Source organism: Methylomonas sp. Uni0009, assembly GCF_054188105.3.
Genome location: NZ_JBTAFN010000001.1, coordinates 3505778 through 3525991, shown reverse-complemented (window position 1 = coordinate 3525991; position 20214 = coordinate 3505778). Strand labels below are relative to the sequence as shown.

The following is a 20214-nucleotide window of genomic DNA, read 5'->3' as shown; positions in this document are numbered from 1 at the left end:
TGTATTTCTGGCGAATGGATTATTTGGGTTCTAGTTTAAACTTGCCTGGCATACCGGTTTATACGTTAGATAAAAAGCCTAAAATACTAGTAATCACCCGCAATTACGCCGATACGTAGCTATATAACATAGTTTAATTATTATCCTTTCAAACCTTTTCTGGCTGAATCACCTCACGCCCTCAGCCGACCCCTGATTCAGCCGTTTATAAGATTGTGGCCGACGAAATGTCTAACGATCATGGTACGGATATTGCGGCAGCTTTTGACGTATTGCCTATCCTACGGTGCGACCTATGACCCACTGTTTGATTCCACTGAGCTCTAGCCTTAAAACACATCAAGGACAGGCATGTTCTTTGATTTTCATGCCTCTAAAACTTTTCAAGGAAAAAATCACTATGCAGAAATCGATATTTCGCTGCCTGACTACCAGCAGCCTTATTCTGGCGAGTTCGCAGTCCTTGGCAGCAATTGCGCCGCCCACCTTACCAACCGTGATTGGATTCAGCGCCTTAGGTACTGCAACTGCCGGCAAACCCGATCTTCCGGCAAACCCTGCAACAGGCGGCTGCCCAGGCCCCTCGGCTATTTACGGCACATGCTACCAGGAGGACGGTTTTCTGGTGGGAGTGGTTTACGAGGGAGGCGGCGAACATATTCATAGCGCGACAGTTAGCGGGAACAAACGCGCTCAATACCATGCCGATTCCACCGGCATATATATCAGGGCTAAAGACAGTTCCGCCTTTAGCCTAGATAGCATGGACTTCTATGCCCCGATTAATGCCGGCAACCCTATTTACGGCGATAATCCAACTTATTCCGCCTACAATGACGGTAATGGCGGACAGTACTTGGTACCCGAGCCAGTTTCTTCTAGCCCCGACGACACAGCCTTGCTAGGCGACAACGAATATTGGGAAATTCTGGGTTTTAATAGCGCTGCGAATCCAGGCCTTGCCGGCGCGACCAGCGACGGCACCAATTACTCGACGCGCGTGGCGTATCAAACTGTCGCTAATGGCTTCCAAGGCAATTTGCTGCTCAACGAAGACTTTCGAAATATCAATGCCTTCTGGATCCATTACCACGGCTTTCCCCGCGTTCCGGACATCGGAATCAGCTTCGGCATGCAATTAGACAACGTCAATATTTCCACGGCAGTGCCGATTCCAAGCGCAGCTTGGCTACTTATCACCGGCCTCGCAGGCATGTGGACTGCTGCCGGAAAACTCCGTGACCGAGGTGAGGCTTAATTTGACTATCGGCATTTGTGAAATCTTTTACAACTCCCTCTTCCCCCAACCTGGAGATATTTATGAATAAAGCAAAACTGGCTTTAGCGGTAATTTGGTTAGCAATGCTTGCAGCAAGTAGTCATGCCGACGCGGCGATCACCGCCCCAACCTTCGTCGACTTCGGCGTAAAACCCGATAGAGCTTCGCCGAATCCGGTACTACCGGTTGGCGCCTATTACGGCCACGCCAACACCGCCCCCGGCGCCGATGGCACTTGCAATACCACGGCATGCATTTATCAGAATGGTCTTGTCGTCGGCACATTGTCGGAAGCAATCAATACCGGGGGGCATCTACATGCACTGAATTCCGTGACGGATTCCGAGGTGTCTTACCATGCTGATGCACCGGGTATCTATATAAGAGCCCTAGACTCGATCGCGTTTAGTCTGCACAGCATACAATTCAAAGCACCTTACGCCGCTGAAGGAAATCCTTATGCCGGCGGAACGCCAATACCGGAAAATTTTGATCCGGCAATTCATTTTTACGAAATCATAGGGCTAAGCAGCGCCTTGAACCCGGATTTGACCAATGGCGACGGCACCCACTATAGCAACCGAGTAGCCTATCAGACAGTTGAAAATGGCTTTTCCGGAACGCTGGCACTGAATCGAGACTTTGCGAGTGTCGCGGCGGTCTGGATACATTTCCATGGCGCGCAAAGCGTTGAGGATATAATCGAAATCGGCGCGGAATTCAAAGTGCAAATTGACGATATTGCCGTAGATGCACCAACAGCAGTACCCCTTCCCGCCGCGAGTTGGATACTCGGCAGCGGACTGTTAGGCTTGATTTCGATTGCCAGAAAAAACCGGCAGCCAACATCACGCTAAGTATGCTCACAACCAGCTGATAATAGCTGGCACGGCTGAGATATAATCAGCGTCAATAACCTATTGAAACCCCAGCGGCAGGAGGCCAAGACAAATTACAGCAAACCGCAATCCCCTAAAGCACCTCACGTAATTGATTTAAGCGAGTTTTGCAACTTCGCTTAACAATAAAAACGCCCCCGCAGACAACTGTCATTCGATTTTATAGCGATAAACACCATGACCCCATTCATGCAACTCGGCCAAGCCGCCGTCCAACAAAAAAATTTCAGCGAAGCGGTGGTATGGTTTACCAAGGCAGCGGCGGAAAGCCCTAAAGATCCGCAAATCAAGGCCTGCTTGGGACAATCGCTATGCTGGCTGGGGCAGCGCGAGGAAGGCTTGGCGCACCTTCATCAGTCCGGGCAGCTGCTTTTAAAAAAATCCCGAAAAAGCCGCGACATCGGCCTGGCTCTGGATATGGTCGACCAATTGCAGTATTGGAACGATTTTCCCGGTGCACTGGCGCTATGCAAACAAGCCGTGCAAATCAATCCGGGGCAATTGCGCGGCTATCAATTGCTGGCCTTGACCTATTCTCGTTTAAATCAAAAAAAACTCGCCCTCGCAGCCGGTAGACAAGCATTGAAATTGGCGCCGAACAGCGCAGTATTGGCGATATTACTCGCCACTCTGGAAGCTGCCGATGGCCTGAACCAAGAAGCCAAACAACGTTTGGAAAAGGTATTGCAAAATGCCTTATTGACCACCGAAGAAAGGTTCCGGGCCCATAAAGAGTTGGCCCGCATCCTGGACAAGCTTGGAGAATATGAACGGGTTTTCCCGCATTTGCATGCGGCTGCCGAACAGGCACCGCGTCTGGCGGAAGTAAAACGCCAAGACGCCGGTTTAGTGCCAAAAATGCTAGCAACGCATAAGACGGAATTTGATAGCGAACTACTCGGTCGCTGGGCCAATACCGAATTCCCCACCGACCAACCCGCACCGGTTTTTCTGTTGGGTTTTATGCGCACCGGCACTACCCTGACCCAAGAAGTGCTGGCCGCCCATCCGGAAATTTTTGTCGCTGACGAAACCGACTTGGTTATCTCGATGGCGAAGGAACTTAAGCGAATATCGAATGGACAAGGTAGCGTTGCCGAGCAACTACGCAAGCTCGATTTAGCAGGCGTGCTGCACTTACGTGCGTTTTACTGGCACCGGGCCCGCGCCTTGTATGGCGATAAGATCGGCACCCGATTATTGCTGGATAAAACCACGATGAACACCATCGATCTGGGCTTGATCAACTGCATTTTCCCGGACGCCAAGCTGGTATTTTTGTTGCGCGACCCGCGTGACGTTTGCTTGAGTTGCTTCATGCAAACCATGTTGCCGACGCCATCAACGGTGCAATTGCTAAGCTGGGAAAGCACTGCGCGGTTTTATGCGCAAGTCATGGACTGGTGGCTGACTATCAAACCCAAACTAACGATGGGTTTTATCGAGTTTCGATACGAAGACGCGGTATTTGATTTCGAACCGGCATTCCGAAAGGTATTTGATTTTATTGGTTTGGAGTGGGATCCTGGGGTTACTGAATTCCATAAAAAAGCAGCCGGCAAGTACATCGCCAGCCCTAGTTTTAGCCAGGTCGCGCAACCTTTATATTCATCATCAGTTGGCCGATGGCAGCGTTATCGGGCGGAATACACTTCCATCCTGCCTGAACTGCAACCATTTATAAACGAGTTTGGCTACGAAAATTAGTTTTAATTGAGCACTGGGGACGGGATTCATATCCCGGAACCCGGCCTACTCAAAGCGATTGGTTTTGCCAGCCATTAACCTAGAACAGCCGATCCACATCAACTGAACACAGTTACGTCGCAAGCCACTCAGTCCGACCGCAAGGCCTCGATAGTCTGCAATTTAAGGTAAATAACCCAATTTCCGACACGCTAAATAGCCAAAACTCGTCCACCGGAAGAGCTCACCCCCCAAAACCGGATAAATAATGCCGGAATTTGCAGAACAAAAAAATATTTCCCAACAAAAGCCTCTAAAACATACCCTCTAGCGAAAACTTACAGCACTTTTAGCGCCGGCAATCTAAATGACTATGTCATATAACGCATAGATAGGGCATATGACACACTTATCCAAAAGCTAGAAATTTGACATATCGAAAAAATCATCTAGCGACCCGAAGAAGCTTGTTCTCAGCTGAAAAAAATCAGCATCAAATAAATTCTTATCATTGATTTATATAAGTTTTTTCAACAAGATTACAATAAAACACATTCGGGCATGGCTATTGCTTTGGCCTGGGGGATGCCGCGCTGGAACACAATTTAATTGGTTACCATGATCAGAAACATCCGGAACCGTGCTTTCTATCAAATCCCGTCGTTGTCCGCCGCATCAGCCTTATTTAGCTCAACCCAGGATTATAAGCATGAAAAAACAATTAAAAATTCCCTTGGCTTTTGTCGCCGCCATCGCCTTGGGCTATGCTCTTACCCCCAAACCGGAAGCCCCCTTCACCGGCCACGGCAATGTCGATGCCTTAAGTAAAGTATACGAACGCTGGAAAACCGCACACGAACAACAAGGAAACCTGGAGGTTTTGCGTGTCGGCCTGGGCTTTTCGCGAGCACAATCTCGGCAATTTACCGCTGCCAATGGTGAAGCGGCATTGAATCTGCTGAATGGCCAATTAAGCGTGGCGGTCAGCGGCTTATCCAATCAAGAACAATACGATGTGTGGCTGCTGGATAATCACAAATCCGGCAATAACCTAAACGATAAAGCAATCAAAATTGGCCCATTGTCGGCTCATGAAGATAAACATTTACTGACAACCCAATTGGACCGCGACCGCTTCACCGGCTTTACGATGGATGCCGTCGCGATTGCCAAAGCCGGAGAGACACCGCAAACCGGCGGCCTGTTATTCGGCTCACCAAGCTTGCTGCAACGGCTGTATTACACCGAACGCTATTGGCCGGCGGCAACCATAGGCGCCGTAACGGCAGAAGAGAACGCCCGCCCCGCACAAGCGGCGTTCGAATTTTTATTGCCCAAAACCGCGCAAGCCGCAGTAACTTCGTCGGCGGCCACCTCGCCCGAACAACTGACGCAACTGATCGCCACCGGGCAACAGCTGTTTACCGAACAAACCTTTAACGGCAACGGCCGTACTTGCGCCACTTGCCACAGGCCGGACAACAACCACACCATCGATCCCAGCTACATTGCCAAACTGCCGAAAACCGACCCGCTATTTGTAGCCGAGACCAATCCGGTATTGGCCGATCTGGAAAAACCGGCGCTGCTCAGACAATTTGGTTTGTTCGTGGCCAATGTCGATGGCTTCGATAGGCCGCCAGTCATGCGTAGCTCCTCGCATCTGCTAGGTATTGCCAACACCCTGACCTTCGAAAAAACCATCAACCCAGGTTACGGCAACGGCGAATTCACTCAGGATACGGATTATTTCAACGCTCACGACCCCGAAGCGCAGCAATCCGGTACGCATACGCATGCTATCGGTTGGTCTGGAGACGGCGCCCCCGACGGCGGGTCGCTGCGAGATTTCGCCAAGGGGGCCATTAAACAGCATTTGCCAAAAACCCTGATTCGCGCTGAAAACATCGACTTTAGATTGCCTACCGAAGCCGAGCTGGATGCGTTGGAAGCTTATATGCTGTCTCTGGGCCGCAGTGAAGAAATCAATCTTGCCAATATGTATTTCAAGTCGCCGCTGGTGCAAAACGGCTTGCTGTTGTTCAACACCAAAAACAATCCCAAACTTGCGGATGGTACGGTGCTATTCGGCACTACCGGCAACTGCAACGGCTGCCATTCCAACGCCGGTGGCATCAGTTCCACCACCAACGCCAATCCTACCCGGGACACCGGCGTCGAGCGCATGCGCGACCAATTGCATCATTTGGCCGATCCAAATCTGGCCTACGATGGTGGTTTCGGACAAACGCTACAAACCGATTGCGGTCCAAATTTCGATCAGACTTGTTATAGCGACGGCAGCGTGGCGCCGGCTGGCACCACGACGCGCCCAGCGGGACATCAGGGATTGAATCGTTTTAACACGCCATCGCTGATCGAAGCCGCCGATACCGCGCCGTTCTTTCACAACAACAGCGTGACCACGCTGGAAGAGACCGTAGCGTTTTACAGCTCGGATGCATTTAACAGTTCGCCGGGCGCATTCACCTCAAGCAAAGCCAACCGCCAAGGCAAACTGGATTCGTCGCAAGTGATTGCCGTTGCCTTGTTCCTGCGCTCCATCAACGTGCTGGAAAACATCCGCAGCTCCAATCTTTTGGATCAAAAAGCGATTACGTTGAACGGTGACCAAAGTGTCAAAACCTTAAAACTGGCGATTGCCGATACTCAGGACGCTATCGACGTACTTAAGGAAGCTGTCATTAATCCCTATCCGGATGCGTTAGACAAACTGCAGCAAGCGCTCTATTACGAAACACAGGCAACGAACAAGCTTTATCCAAACCGCACAACGCTCATGCAAAACGCGATCAATCTAAAGAATCAGGCACGAAGCATGATAGTCAGCGGCGGTTAGCATCTGCGGGCCGGGACGGACATGTTCCAGTCCCGGCATTTCGGCAAGCTGTTAGCCTAAGCTTTAAACAAAGCCTCTCCTGCGCTAGCCGACGCACAGGAGAGGAACCGGATTCCCGTTTTTACGGGCGTAGCAACGCCAGGGAATTTAAAGGCTGGATTAGCAAAACCGACTCGCCCGGTAAAGCCCTACCCACCGGACCAGAGTGGTCTCCTTTTCAATATGAACCAGAACAACGATGAATAAGCAACTCAACAAATTTTTAAAAACCGGCCTGACCGTACTTATCCCATTATGTGCAGCCGGCAACGCCGACGCCGCAATAGTTACTTTTAGTCTCGATTACAGCGGCTTAGAATTCGGAAACGCCGCCACTGCGCAAGGCCTTATCAGCCTGGATGAGCAACTCATTCCCAATCCAGGCTCGGCTTTTCTCGATTTCAGCAACAATGACGCAATCAAGGCTTTCACATTAACCGTGTCCAACGCCACGGGAGGCTTGGGAAACGGCACATTTCAGATGACGGATTTCGATTTTGCCACCTGGGATAGCGCAGGCGAAACACTGAACTTTAGCCAACAATTGATAGGCCAGTGGACGCAAGGTGGCGGTTGGGGAAAAAGCGCTAGATGGGACGGCGGCGCGGGTGAGTTTAACCTTTACGCCAAAGCCGGCTCCTCCGCGCCGACCAGCTCCGGCTACTTTACCTTGGCGGCGAACAACGATTTTCTGAATGGCGATTTGTTGAAATTAGTGTCGTTTAAACCCGTGTCAGGCTCTGTTCAGCCAGTTCCGCTGCCCGCACCCATTTGGTTATTCGGTAGCGCTGTTGGCGTGTTCTTAAGCAGAAAAGCAGTGAAGAAAGACCATTAATTGCTCACTTATTTATCAATCGTCGCTCCCGGGAAAACGGGAGCTCAACGGCCACAATGATCCACTAAGCGATTTAAAAGCTCCCGCCATGCGGGAATTTAAAGGTACTCGGAGATTTTCAACAGACATAAAAAAACCGGATGGAGAACGACTCCATCCGGTTTAAAAAGCTCAAAAATTTTAAGCTTGAACGGCCGCTTTACGACGACCGGTATACAGGAAGCCCATCAAAGCACTTGTCATAAACCATACCGATGCAGGGAGAGGTACACTAGTGACAGGGTCTTGATTCGCAGCAGCTTTCAGATCGAATCCAAACAGAAAGCTCAAGTTGCTGGTGACTACGCCTGGTTTTACAAAGGTCAACAAGAACGTATTAGGGGCACCCAATTCATAGTTACCAGCTTCGCTAACCCAACCGCTCGCTGTCAACAGACCCAATTTGAAAGGGCTAGCAGAAGCAAACGTGCCTACACCGTTAAAAGTGTAAACAGGTGCATCAATAGCCAGATCAGCGGTAGCAGAAAAGATACCGAAGGTGTCACTTGAAGTAAATGGGAATGAACTGGAACCGAAGGAGATAAAATTGCTATCGCCGTCAGTAGATTCCCAAATGATGCCTGCCGAACTTACAGTCGAAACCGCAAATAGGCAAACAGCAAGCCAAAGTTTTAAAGATAAAAGCGTTTTCATGGATATTCCCCATTTAAATTAACGTTAACAATTGGTCATCCTTTTGACCACCTTACTCCTTAGTCAAAATTGTTCCTCAATCCCAACTAAGAAGGGGGGTGGATATATAAACACCCACCCATACAGAATAAAGCAAATACAATGCCAAAATTAATTATGTTTTTTTTCAATAAGTTATAAGCGCAAAAATTGCAAAGTGTAAATATTACCGACACGTTACGAGTAATTTTTGCCTTTTGCCTAAAAAAGTCACCAAATCGGTGCGTTACACCTTTTGAACTGCGTCAAAGTAATTTTTCGGACATAAAAAAGCCGGATGAACCTAAATTAGCCTCATCCGGCGCAACGACCGTCATAGCGTCTGTAGCAAATGCGGCCAGAGTCTGGCGCCTATTTCAATGCATTGCCACAGTCTATATCGGCCACTCGTGTATAGCCAACATTCTTGAAAATAGCGCTCTGCCCCCCGACGAACCGAATAAACAATTCATCCCGGAGTTTATTGCGCTGCCTAATTTCCGCTTTGACGCCTTGCTCGGCCAACTGGTTTTTAAATAGCATGGCGCGCTGCCGATCATTGAACACGCCGAGCGATATTGCCCCTTTGATATCACCATCCGAGATTGGCCAGACATCGTTTAATCCTTTGGCTTTTAACATCATCTTATTGATACGGGTTTGTTCGGCATCTTTTCCAGCCGGGTAATAAACCTGAAAGTCCGAAGAAACCATAGTTGATTTGTTTGCGGCTTTAAACACAGTTAAATGCTCAGTGCTGGCCCATCGCCGCAACGCCTCCTGATCGCTGAACGGCCCAGCCTCATAGCAGTGATGAATCGCGGTTTTCTGCCTGTCTGAACCAGTTGGCTTAGGCGTATCAGGGCTTGTTTTGAAAACTAAAACAACTTGGGGCGGGTTTAAGCGCTGCAGAATATCCGTTACTTGCTTGGCTTGCAATTCAGCGGCAGCATTGTCCAGATAAGCAGAAATTTGTGCTCCACGCCGTGCCAATTGTCTCTCTCTGACCGTTAGCAAGGCCGGAATATTAGTGACCGGCTCGACCGATGGCGTAAGCGCACCAAAATGTAGCTTCCAGAAAAAAAACAACACATTCAGCAGACATAACAAAAAAAACAGCACCTTCATAAGGCTTTGTCGTTTTGGCAATAATTGAGCAAGCCTTTAAAGACCAAATCGCCGTCTACAATGCTTGGAACGGCCAGATGCCGCGCTAACATCTCCCCATCGCCGCCACTCAACACTAACTGATAGGCTTTGGGCTGACGCACCAAGGCCGCCTCTACCAGACCAGCCGCGGCTAACAAGGTACCGTTATTGATAGCCGCCGCCGTGACAACCGCCAAACTTGTCTCTGCCTGGTCTTCGCTAAACGGCAGCGCAGCGGTATTGTTTGCCAAGGATTTTTTCATCAGCAACAACCCCGGACTGATTAAGCCGCCCAGATGCCTGCCATCGCTCTCGATGAAATCTATTGTGATGGCGGTGCCGCAATCGACAACACAGGTATCCCCAGGATAAAAACGATGCGCCGCCTGCAATGCCAACCAGCGGTCCACCCCCAACTTCTCCGGCTCAGCGTATGCATTTTTGACGTTAAAAGCTGTTTGCGAAGACTGCGGCATGATCAGCTCTGCACCGGGCCATAGTCCCCGCGCCATGTCGGCCAATAAAACGGTCAGAGCATTTTCCGATACCGACGCCATAGCCATTTGCTTGGGTGCGGGGATACTCAGCCAAAACTCACGCAAACGTTCCGGAAAATCCGCTAGGCGATAATCCATAAACATCGTCGGTTTCAGCACACCGGCCTCTGCCTGGGTCCATTTCAGACGTGAGTTGCCAATATCGACCAGTAAAATCATAAGCGCCGAAAACTGACTTCGCCGGACGCAAACACCCGGGTTTCGCCGTCGGCGAGTTCCAGCAACAACAGGCCTTGATCGTCGATGCCCGCCACCACGCCGCTAAAGCTCTGCTCGTGCATAAAAATATCGACCTGTTTGCCTTGCATGCAATCGTAGCCACGCCATTCGTCGAGATAATGCGCCAACGTACGGGTCTCGTACTCCGCCAGCACCGGTAGCAACTGATTTAATAACTCGCCCACCAGCCGATTACGTTGACCATGAACCGACTCCGCCAAAATATCGTGCAAATCGACCCAATCCTGTTCGATGGCCTGACCTTCATGCGCCGGCAAAGACACATTTAAACCCAAACCTATCACCGCATGGCAAGGCCCGCTACTTTCCCCGGACACCTCAATCAAAATCCCCGCCAATTTACGTTGTCGCCAATAAATATCGTTCGGCCACTTCAAACCCACATCAACAATCCCGAAACCTCGCAACGCCCGGATTACAGCCACTCCAACCGCCAGACTCAATCCGCTGATCGCAGCTGGCCCACCCTGGAAACGCCACAAAATTGATAAATAAATATTGTGACCAAACGGCGAAACCCAATACCTACCGCGCCGCCCTTTCCCCGCGGTTTGCCGTTCGGCCAGGCAGACCGAGCCGATGCCGGCACCCAGCCGCGCCCTATCCAATAAATAAGTATTGGTAGAGTGAATCTCGTCGTGAATTTCCAGTTCACCCAGCAAGGATCGAGCATGACCCTCCAAGTGCTGATCAATCTGTTGCTCGTCCAACAACTGTAAAGGGCTTTGCAAACGGTAACCTTTGCCCGATACCGCTAGTAACTCGATACCGAATTCGGACAACGCACTTAAGTGTTTCCATACCGCCGAACGACTCACGCCCAGCAAGCCCGCCAATTCGGTCCCCGAGTGAAATTGGCCGTCCGCCAGGACATGTAAAAGTTGTTTAAGTTTAGGAGAAATCAATCGCCAACCTGTCGAACGCGCAGTAAAGCCGGACTACGCAGCTAGAATTCGTTTTTATCACGCAATTGTTGCAATTGTTTCTTGACGACATGCTTGATTAACAGCTCTCTATCGTCTTCTTTGAGATTGACGTACTCAACACAGATAAAAAATGGCCGCTCCGGGCTTTCGCCGGAAATATCCTTGCACTGGACGACGTTCGCGTAGGCCACGATCACCGCCATACACGAGGTCAGCAGCATCCGCAATTCCAGCAGTTCGCCAACCGCTATAGGTGTTTCATTGCTAAAAGCTAACCCAGTGGCGCTGAGACTGACGTCTCGGGTATCGTGTTCGGAAAACTCTTCGCTCTGTGCGCTGATCGCCTGTGCAATCAAGTTGATTTTGGTATCGATGATCTTCAGATATTCAAACATTTCCGGATCGCGCCTTTCCAGGCGTGGCGACAACATGCGCGCTTCCTGCGCCAATACGTCTAACGCGGAGGTCAATGAACAATTGCCCAATACATCATTAGAGACATGACTCAAGGCGTCGACATTTTTTTTGTCGATGACTTTGTGCAGCAGATTTATCGTGTCGTTGACTCGAAAATAACGCCTTTTTTCTTCAATTTCATCCGCCATGGTGTGCTCGTCCTCGGTCTACTTAAGTGGGGTAAATATTACGAATAAAGAATTTTAGCTTAAGCGGCTTCAACTGTTTAATTCCACAGCATCAATCAGAAATAATAAGATCGTAACGATGCATCAAGCGGCTAACTTCGACACGCGGCAGACTGACGACAGGCAAGATTAGATCGGTGGATGTGAGTCCGGCCAGTTGCAAAGATTCTTCTTCTACGTACAAATCGTTAACGTCGTAAATTTGCAAGGCCTGAAAAATTGCCGAGGTATCCTTTAAATCTAATCCGCCAGGATGCTGCTGATTTTTTAATTGCCACACGGCATCGTCAATAAAAAGCAAGGCGACGTGCTGATCAAAGGCCGCAGCAGTCAAAATGGCGTCCAGCGTTTCTTGCAGATGGCCCCCGCTGTAAGGCAAGCGGCGCATGATGAATAGATAACGTTTCATGGCACAGTTAACCGAAGACAATACTGCGGTCAGCTAGCAGAGTCGCCTCCAGCCACTGTCCTAAACCGGCTATCCGAAACCCTGGCGCCGTATCGTCATCTTGCTTACCCTGCCGTGCAGCCTCATCAAGGCACAATAAACCCCGGCGCTGCGCCGCGGAGATGCATACCACTAAATCCACGCCATATTGCTCAGCCAAAGCCGACCAATGTCGAGTAATCGAAAATTCATCCTCAGGCGGCTGGGCATAACGGAAAGCATGATAGATACCCTCCTTGTAAAAAAATACTCGCAGAATTTGGTGCTCGGCCGCCAACGCCGCCTGAATAAACCGATAGGCGTTCAGGCCGGCATTGCTGGCGTAAGGACTGGCATTAACTTGTACGGCATATTTCATCGCGCTGTAAAATAATCGTTAAATTCAATATTCGGCCTATTTTAATACGAGCACACTCAAGCTGCCCGTTTTTGCCGCGCATTGTTTCGCCATTGAACCAAACTTACTGCTTCCAGTCCGAGCTTCCATGACAATTAAGCCTCTTTTTTTCAGCCTTGGCCTGATCCTGTTCTGTCCGTCGCCGCGAGCCTTGGACATCGAAAAAATCCAACTGCCGGACATGGGCGATTCAGCAGGCGCCATCATTTCACCCGCTCAGGAAAAGGAGTTCGGCGAAGCTTTTTTTCGTAATTTGCATCAACAAGCCGAAATTAATCAGGATGTGGAAATCCAACAATACATCCAGAACATAGGTCGGCAATTAGCGTCCCACAGCGACACGCCATCCAATCCCTTCCACTTTTTTGTCGTGATGGACCCCAATATCAACGCCTTCGCCGGCCCGGGCGGCTATATCGGCGTCAATTCCGGCTTGATTCTGTTAACCGAAGCGGAAAGCGAACTCGCATCGGTAATGGCTCACGAGATTGCCCACGTCACTCAACGCCACTTATACAGATCCATTGAAAAAGCCAGCAAATTGTCGATCCCGACCGTCGCCGCCACGTTGGCGGCGATTTTGATCGGCACCCAGTCCCCCAATATGGGCCAAGCAGCTTTAATGGCCATCCAAGCCGGCAACATTCAGTTTCAAATCGATTTTACCCGCGACCACGAAAAAGAAGCAGACCGGGTGGGTATGCAAACCCTAGCCGGTGCCAATTACGACCCGCGCAGCATGCCGACTTTTTTCGAACGCTTACAGCAATCGACGCGGTATTACGGCAAAGGCGTACCTGAATTTTTAAGAACCCACCCGGTATCGGAAAATCGGGTGGCCGACACCCGCGGCAGAGCGGAAATCTATCCCTACCGGCAATATCCGGATTCATTAGCGTATTTGTTGACCAAGGCCAAGCTTACCGTGCTGACTGCGCAGGACAAACGCACCCCGCTACAGCATTTCACCACGCTCGAAATGCAAGGCACGCCGGAACAAAGAGCTGTCGCCCGCTATGGCATGGGCTTGGTATATTTGGAAAATCAACAATACGCCGCAGCCAGCGAAATTTTTCAAAAACTCACCGAGCAATATCCGTCGCAACCGCAATATATCTCCGCGCTGGCCCGCACAGCGATGGATGCGCACGACTACGAAAAAGCCGGCAAATTATTTGAGAAAGCAATTAACACCTTCCCCAGCAATGACGCCCTAAAAATTCAATATACCCGTAGTCTGGTCAAGAACGCTCAACCGCAACGCGCAAAACAAGTGTTACAAAGCTTGTCGGATAGCGAGAAAGACCAGCCGTATTATTACGAACTACTCGCACAGATTTTCGCCGACCTCAAACAGCCCGGGGAATCGCATCGCTACATGGCCGAGTACTATTACGCCAGCGGCGAAACCGAAGCGGCGATCATGCAAATCAGATTGGCAAAACAACAGACTGATCTGAGCTTTCAGCTACAAGCCATCCTCAACGAACGGCTAAATTTCTTTCTCAGCGAAGAAGAATCGCGCCGAATGGAACGCTAATTTCAAACATTAGATAAACCTGATGCTAGCTAAGTTTTTGTTTAAGAAAATTAATTTCGGGGCAAAACCATTTCCCGAAATAAAACTGATTTTTTTGTTGGACACCCGGTTTTTTTTAAAATACACTGCGCCCACCTTGAATACGGAGTGCATTCAACCTTAACGGGTTGCATCTTTGAGGGGGGAGGGAAACAGCCGGTAAAACGGCTGATAATAATAACTATAAAATAGTAATTGCTTGACTAAACTGCCCTAAGGCAGGCGTCCAACACAATAACAATAATAATTACAACAAACAGGACGGGCCCGCGTATAGCGGGCTTTTTATTGCCTGTCGTTTTACTTTCTCCACCTAGCCGCTTGCAGCCTCGATTGGCCTAAGTGCGCCGTTTATCTTATAATTCAACCCTGTCCGCTCAGTACTGTTAAAGTCTATCGGGCGAAGATCCCCCGCAAACTCAGATAAGGTTTAATAATGGCACGCGTTACCGTTGAAGATTGTTTGGAAAATGTTGAAAACCGTTTCAAATTGGTGTTACTCGCCAGCAAAAGAGCACGGCAGTTGGAAAAAGGCGCCGATGAATTCGTTCCACGCGGCAAAGATAAAGACACTGTGCTGGCACTTCGTGAAATAGCCGCAGGCTTTGTCAACGAAGAAAATATCGACCGTTTGCATCGCGCAGGTTACGTTTCGGAAACCCATCTGGAAATCTAACACCCATGCCCGAGATAGCTGTCAAACCCGCACCAGCGCTACCTGCTATCGAGCATCCTGAAGAAAAACTTCTTCACCAGCTCTGCGAGATCCTGCGCAGCTATCTCGACCAAGAACAAATCAACGATGTGATCCGCGCCTACCATTTCGGTGCGGCCGCGCATTCCGGGCAATTCCGCAGGAGCGGCGAAGCCTATATCTGTCATCCGGTATCCGTGGCGATCACACTGGCCAGCATGCACATGGATCACCATGGCATCATGGCGGCCATTCTGCACGATGTCATCGAAGACACCCCTATCAGCAAGGAACAACTGGGGGAACAGTTTGGCGTCGAAGTGGCTGAACTGGTTGATGGCGTGACCAAACTCTCCAAGATCGACAGCCGTTCCCGCGCCGAAGCGCAAGCGGAAAACGTCAGAAAAATGTTTCTGGCCATGGCTCAAGATCTGCGCGTAATCGTGGTAAAACTCGCCGACCGTTTGCACAACATGCAAACCATGGGCAATATGCCGGTCGATAAAAAACGCCGCATCGCCAAGGAAACGCTGGAAATATACGCCCCTATAGCCAATCGGCTGGGCATGAACGATGTCAGGCATCAGCTGGAATCGCTGGGCTTTAAAGCGCTCTACCCCAACCGCTACACGGCCATCAATAATGCCGTGAAAAAATCGCGCGGCAACCGCAAGGAAATCATCGACACCATCCAGAATGCCATCCAGAATCGTCTAAACGAATCCAACTTGGACGGTGCAGTGGCGGGCCGCGAAAAAAACATCGCCAGCATTTATCAAAAAATGCTCAGCAAACGGATTTCCTTTACCGACGTTTTTGATGTCTACGCTTTCCGCATTTATTGCCATCAGGTCGACGACTGTTACCGGGCTTTAGGTTGCGTGCACAATCTATATAAACCCGTTCCCGGCCGCTTCAAGGACTACATCGCGCTGCCGAAAGCCAACGGCTATCAGTCGCTGCACACGATATTGATAGGCCCTTACGGCGTACCTATCGAAATTCAGATTCGCACCCACGAAATGCATCGCCTTTCGGAATCGGGAATTGCCGCGCATTGGCTATACAAATCCGACAACGATAAAAGTGAGACCATCCAGGCGCGCGCTAACGAGTGGCTGCGCGATTTACTGGAAATCCAAAAGTCCGCCGGCGATTCGCTGGAATTCATCGATAACTTAAAAGTCGATCTGTTCCCGCAAGAAGTTTTCGTATTTACCCCCAAAGGCAAAATCATCAAATTGCCGCGCGGCGCGACCATCGTCGATTTCGCCTACCTGGTACATACCGATGTCGGTAACGCCTGCATTTCGGCACGCATCGACAAGAAACTGGTACCGCTACAAACCAAACTAGAAAACGGTATGACGGTGGAAGTCATCACCGCCACTTGGGCCAGACCGAATCCCCTTTGGTTGAACTACGTCACCACCGCCAAGGCACGCAGTTGCATCCGCGCCTATTTGAAAAACTTCAACCAGCAGGAAGCGATCAATCTGGGCCGCCGCCTGCTGGAAAAAGAACTGCAGAGCCTGGGTATTCAACTGGAAAATGTCGATAACACCCGCATCATCCAGGTGTTACAGGTCTTGAAAAAGCACTCGATGAACGAGTTGCTGGAAGACATCGGTTTGGGCAATCGCATGCCCTTCCTGGTAGCCAAACGCATCAGTCAAACCGACGTGAACGCGGCCGTCAAACTCGACGACAACGAATCGACGCATAAAACCCCGTTGATCATCAAAGGCACCGAAGGCATCGTCGTAAGCCTGGCCAAATGCTGCCGGCCGATTCCCGGCGACTCGATTATCGGCTTCTTCAACCCCGGCAAGGGCATCGTCGTTCATCATCACGAATGCCGTAACAGTAATGAAGTCAGAAAAAAACAGACTACCTGGCTGGATGTGGAATGGAGCCCGGAAGCCAGCGGCGAATTCCCCGCCGAAATCCGTATCGAATTGTTAAACCAACGCGGTTCGCTGGCCACCATCGCCTCGACCATCTCCAGCATGGATTCCAATATCGAAAACATTACCGTCGTCAGCCAGGATGATCGGGTCTCGGTGGATTTATTAACCCTGGCCGTGAAGGACCGCGTGCATCTGGCCAATATCATCCGTAAATTGAAAAAACTTTCCATCGTTTTAAAAATTACCCGCATCAAGGCATAGCATGAACAAGGAAATCATCTCGACACCTCTGGCCCCGCAAGCCATCGGCACTTATTCGCAAGCCGTCAAAGTCGGCGAGACCGTTTATTTATCCGGACAAATCCCGCTTGACCCGGAGACCATGCAAGTCGTGGACGGTGACATCGCTGTGCACATCCGCCGGGTATTCGATAACCTGAAAGCGGTGGCCGAAGCCGCTGGCGGCGACTTCAACGACATCGTCAAACTGAATGTGTTTCTCACCGACTTAAGCAATTTCCCTATCGTCAACGAAATCATGGTCGAATACTTCAGCCAACCCTACCCCGCTCGTGCGGCAGTAGGCGTGGCGGCATTACCCAAAGGCGTCGGCGTGGAAATGGACGGCGTGATGGTATTGCGCAACGAATACTACTGATCAAAACGACGGGGCGTTTTTTCGCCTTATTTATTGATTCATGAGTCATCCGGAACCGCATAAACAGCCTGTCACCACCTTGACAGGCATCGGTTCCCAATCCGCCGCCCGCCTTGAGAAACTGGGCATCCATACCCTCCAAGACCTGTTGTTTCACCTGCCTTTACGTTACCAGGATCGTAGCCGTATCGTGCCCATTTCCCAGTTGATGCCGGGTATGACCACCTTGGTTTGCGGCACCGTCGAATTTACAGACAGCATCCAGCGCGGCCGTCCCAGCGTAATTTGCCGCATCGCCGACGAAAGCGGCAGCTTGTCGATCCGGTTTTTCCATTTCACCGTGCAACAAAGTCAGCAGCTAAAGCCCGGCACCCTACTCGGCTGTTTCGGCGAAATTCGTTACGGTTATAGCGGCTTGGAAATGGTGCATCCGGAATACAAAATCGTCTCTGCCGCCGAGCAGCTGCTGGAAGCAACGCTGACGCCGGTCTATCCGTTAACCGAAGGCATTTCCCAATCCGCATTGCGTAAAGCTATCAAACAGGCGTTTACCCTATGTTTAACCAGCGACAGCGCCATCACGGACTGGCTACCGGCTAATTTGTTGATCGAGCACGGCTACCCTTCCCTCAGCGAAGCGCTACAAACCCTGCATAATCCGCCGCCGCATTTGTCTGCGGAAATCATCAGCGGCGGTGGCTTGCCCGCGTTAAAACGCCTGGTGTTCGAAGAGTTTTTGGCCCACCATCTGGCGCTGCTACAAGGCAAATTGGCTTATAAAAGCTGGCAGTCGCCGATTTTTGACATTAACCAAGCTGCCAAGCAGGCCTTCCTGGAAGGTTTGCCGTTTCAATTGACAGGTGCGCAACAGCGAGTGACCGCCGAAATCGAAAGCGATTGCCGCCAAGCGCAACCGATGCTACGCCTCGTGCAAGGCGACGTTGGCTCCGGCAAAACCGTAGTGGCAGCTCTGGCAAGTTTGCTGGCGCTGAACTCGGGGTATCAAGTCGCCATCATGGCACCCACCGAATTATTAGCCGAACAACACTTTCGTAACTTCAACCTATGGTTCGCCGAAACAGGCTATCAGGTGCTGTTTCTAACCGGCCAATTGAAAGGTAAAGCCCGGCAAGCCACTTTGGATGCGCTCGCCGACGGCACGGCCAACATCGTGATCGGCACGCACGCGCTGTTTCAAGACAGCGTGCATTTTCATAAGCTGGGCTTGATCGTGATCGACGAACAGCATCGCTTCGGGGTTCATCAGCGCATGGCCCTGCGCGAAAAAGGCCAGCATGGCGGCTTGAGGCCGCATCAATTAATCATGACTGCCACGCCCATCCCGCGCACCTTGGCGATGCTGCAATATTCCGACCTGGACATTTCCATCATCGACGAGCTGCCGCCCGGCCGTAAACCCATCGCCACCAGCGTAATTTCCTCGGAACGCCGCGAAGAAGTCATCGGCCGTATCGAACATTGGGTGGCGCAGCAACGCCAAGCGTATTGGGTCTGCACCTTGATCGAGGAATCCGAGGTTCTACAATGCGAGGCTGCCGAGAAAACCGCCGCCTATCTATGCCAAGCCCTGCCCAACGTACATGTCGGTCTGGTGCATGGCCGGATGAAAGCCGCGGAAAAAGACGCGGTGATGCAAGCTTTTAAAAATCGCGATTGCGATTTATTAGTCGCCACCACCGTCATCGAAGTAGGCGTGGACGTACCCAACGCCGGTCTGATGATCATCGAAAACCCGGAACGTTTGGGCTTGTCGCAGCTCCACCAATTGCGCGGCCGCGTCGGCCGCGGCAATCAGGACAGCTATTGCCTGCTGCTGTATCAATCACCGCTCTCTCAAGCCGGCAAGCAACGCCTGGCTATCCTGAAAGAAAGCAACGACGGCTTCGTCATAGCCGAGAAAGACTTGGAATTGCGCGGCCCTGGCGAAGTGATGGGCACCCGCCAAACCGGGCAGATACAGTTCAAAATCGCCGACCTAGAGCGCGACAGAGACCTGCTGGAACTGATCCCAGCCGCCGCGCAATTGATCCACAGCCAACACCCCAACGCCATTCAACCGCTGATCCAACGCTGGATCGGCCATAGCCGCCATTACGCCGAGGTTTAACGCTTGCCCGACAAAAGTTTTCTATTCAGCCGCCCACCCATCTGGAAAAGCCACGAACAGAGCAGCCAACGGCAACTGCCGAACGATCTGCAATCCTGGCTCAACGAAACCGGCTCGCTGACCAAACGTCTGCGCGGCATCCACGGCAATCGCTTCGGCGTAAAAGTGTTATTCCACCGCTGGAAACCGGCTTTCATAGACGAATGCCGACTATTGGGCTTGCCGCCCTGCCGCTATCAATTGATCCGCGAAGTGCTGCTGCATGCCGACGGCGAGCCCTTGGTGCTGGCCCGCACCATCCTGCCGGAGCCGACCATAGAAATCGCCCACCGCAATTTGTCCCATCTCGGCACCAGGCCCTTGGGTGAAGTGATTTTCGCCTATCCGGATTTGGAGCGCCGCCAGAGACAGTTCAGTCGGGCTGATACAGGCATTTGGTCGCCAGGTTTGCAAACGGCGGTTGGTGTAGACGATGCTATTTGGGGGCGGCGAACGGTTTATGCGATCCATCGGCAACCGTTGTTGGTCGCGGAGTTTTTTCTGCCGGGGGTGCTGAATGTGTAATCGAGAACCGG

At 51.0% G+C, this 20214-nt stretch carries 18 protein-coding genes; 11 read left to right on the top strand and 7 right to left on the bottom strand.

Translation table 11 applies throughout. From position 1 onward, the window contains the following. Positions 1-400: 400 nt before the first annotated feature. From ACWAU0_RS16395 to ACWAU0_RS16375, 5 genes are all read left to right on the top strand, one after another. Entirely contained in the window at positions 401-1258 is an 858-nt protein-coding gene (locus tag ACWAU0_RS16395) for a hypothetical protein (protein ID WP_523070808.1), read from the top strand. Between the two features lie 62 nt (positions 1259-1320). Continuing rightward, on the top strand, positions 1321-2136 hold the full coding sequence (locus ACWAU0_RS16390) for a VPLPA-CTERM sorting domain-containing protein (RefSeq protein ID WP_458137289.1): 816 nt from the start codon (positions 1321-1323) through the stop codon (positions 2134-2136). A gap of 219 nt (positions 2137-2355) precedes the next feature. Next, complete coding sequence (locus tag ACWAU0_RS16385; RefSeq protein ID WP_458137288.1) at positions 2356-3885, top strand: tetratricopeptide repeat-containing sulfotransferase family protein; 1530 nt, start codon at positions 2356-2358, stop codon at positions 3883-3885. Positions 3886-4573: 688 nt separating this feature from the next. After that, the gene (locus ACWAU0_RS16380) at positions 4574-6724 is read left to right on the top strand and encodes a c-type cytochrome (protein ID WP_415880600.1); all 2151 of its coding nucleotides are present in this window, start codon (positions 4574-4576) and stop codon (positions 6722-6724) included. A gap of 238 nt (positions 6725-6962) precedes the next feature. Further along, on the top strand, positions 6963-7598 hold the full coding sequence (locus ACWAU0_RS16375) for a hypothetical protein (RefSeq protein WP_458137287.1): 636 nt from the start codon (positions 6963-6965) through the stop codon (positions 7596-7598). Positions 7599-7778: 180 nt separating this feature from the next. Here the strand turns inward: ACWAU0_RS16375 and ACWAU0_RS16370 are convergent, their stop codons facing one another. From ACWAU0_RS16370 to tusD, 7 genes are all read right to left on the bottom strand, one after another. Further along, positions 7779-8291 (bottom strand): hypothetical protein, encoded by a 513-nt coding sequence (locus ACWAU0_RS16370; protein WP_458137286.1) that lies wholly within the window; start codon positions 8289-8291, stop codon positions 7779-7781. Positions 8292-8681: 390 nt separating this feature from the next. Then, complete coding sequence (locus ACWAU0_RS16365) at positions 8682-9437, bottom strand: hypothetical protein (protein ID WP_458137285.1); 756 nt, start codon at positions 9435-9437, stop codon at positions 8682-8684. Beyond that, on the bottom strand, positions 9434-10174 hold the full coding sequence (locus tag ACWAU0_RS16360; protein WP_458137284.1) for a type III pantothenate kinase: 741 nt from the start codon (positions 10172-10174) through the stop codon (positions 9434-9436). Before ACWAU0_RS16360 ends, ACWAU0_RS16365 begins: the two co-directional genes overlap by 4 nt. Next, a complete protein-coding gene (gene birA, locus ACWAU0_RS16355) occupies positions 10171-11160 on the bottom strand; it encodes a bifunctional biotin--[acetyl-CoA-carboxylase] ligase/biotin operon repressor BirA (RefSeq protein ID WP_458137283.1) in 990 nt (329 codons plus the stop codon). The genes ACWAU0_RS16360 and birA overlap by 4 nt, the downstream gene beginning before the upstream one ends. 41 nt (positions 11161-11201) lie before the next feature. Continuing rightward, complete coding sequence (locus ACWAU0_RS16350; protein WP_033156554.1) at positions 11202-11786, bottom strand: PilZ domain-containing protein; 585 nt, start codon at positions 11784-11786, stop codon at positions 11202-11204. A gap of 91 nt (positions 11787-11877) precedes the next feature. Next, positions 11878-12234, bottom strand: a complete 357-nt coding sequence (gene tusC, locus ACWAU0_RS16345; RefSeq protein WP_458137282.1) for a sulfurtransferase complex subunit TusC — start codon at positions 12232-12234, stop codon at positions 11878-11880. 7 nt (positions 12235-12241) lie between these two features. Continuing rightward, positions 12242-12631 (bottom strand): sulfurtransferase complex subunit TusD, encoded by a 390-nt coding sequence (tusD, locus tag ACWAU0_RS16340; protein WP_319962467.1) that lies wholly within the window; start codon positions 12629-12631, stop codon positions 12242-12244. A 127-nt stretch (positions 12632-12758) separates the two neighbouring features. Here tusD and ACWAU0_RS16335 point away from each other — a divergent pair, with 127 nt between their 5' ends. The 6 genes from ACWAU0_RS16335 (at position 12759) to ACWAU0_RS16310 (ending at position 20203) form a co-directional block, all read left to right on the top strand. Further along, complete coding sequence (locus tag ACWAU0_RS16335; RefSeq protein ID WP_445368936.1) at positions 12759-14210, top strand: M48 family metalloprotease; 1452 nt, start codon at positions 12759-12761, stop codon at positions 14208-14210. Between the two features lie 475 nt (positions 14211-14685). Beyond that, entirely contained in the window at positions 14686-14925 is a 240-nt protein-coding gene (gene rpoZ / locus ACWAU0_RS16330) for a DNA-directed RNA polymerase subunit omega (protein WP_033156558.1), read from the top strand. Positions 14926-14930: 5 nt separating this feature from the next. Further along, a complete protein-coding gene (locus ACWAU0_RS16325) occupies positions 14931-17114 on the top strand; it encodes a RelA/SpoT family protein (RefSeq protein WP_020482114.1) in 2184 nt (727 codons plus the stop codon). Between the two features lies 1 nt (position 17115). After that, a complete protein-coding gene (gene ridA / locus ACWAU0_RS16320; RefSeq protein WP_458137281.1) occupies positions 17116-17511 on the top strand; it encodes a deaminase RidA in 396 nt (131 codons plus the stop codon). Positions 17512-17551: 40 nt separating this feature from the next. Further along, positions 17552-19639 (top strand): ATP-dependent DNA helicase RecG, encoded by a 2088-nt coding sequence (gene recG / locus ACWAU0_RS16315; RefSeq protein WP_458137280.1) that lies wholly within the window; start codon positions 17552-17554, stop codon positions 19637-19639. A gap of 3 nt (positions 19640-19642) precedes the next feature. Further along, positions 19643-20203, top strand: coding sequence for a chorismate--pyruvate lyase family protein (locus ACWAU0_RS16310; RefSeq protein ID WP_171695701.1), 561 nt, complete (start codon positions 19643-19645; stop codon positions 20201-20203). Positions 20204-20214 lie beyond the last annotated feature (11 nt).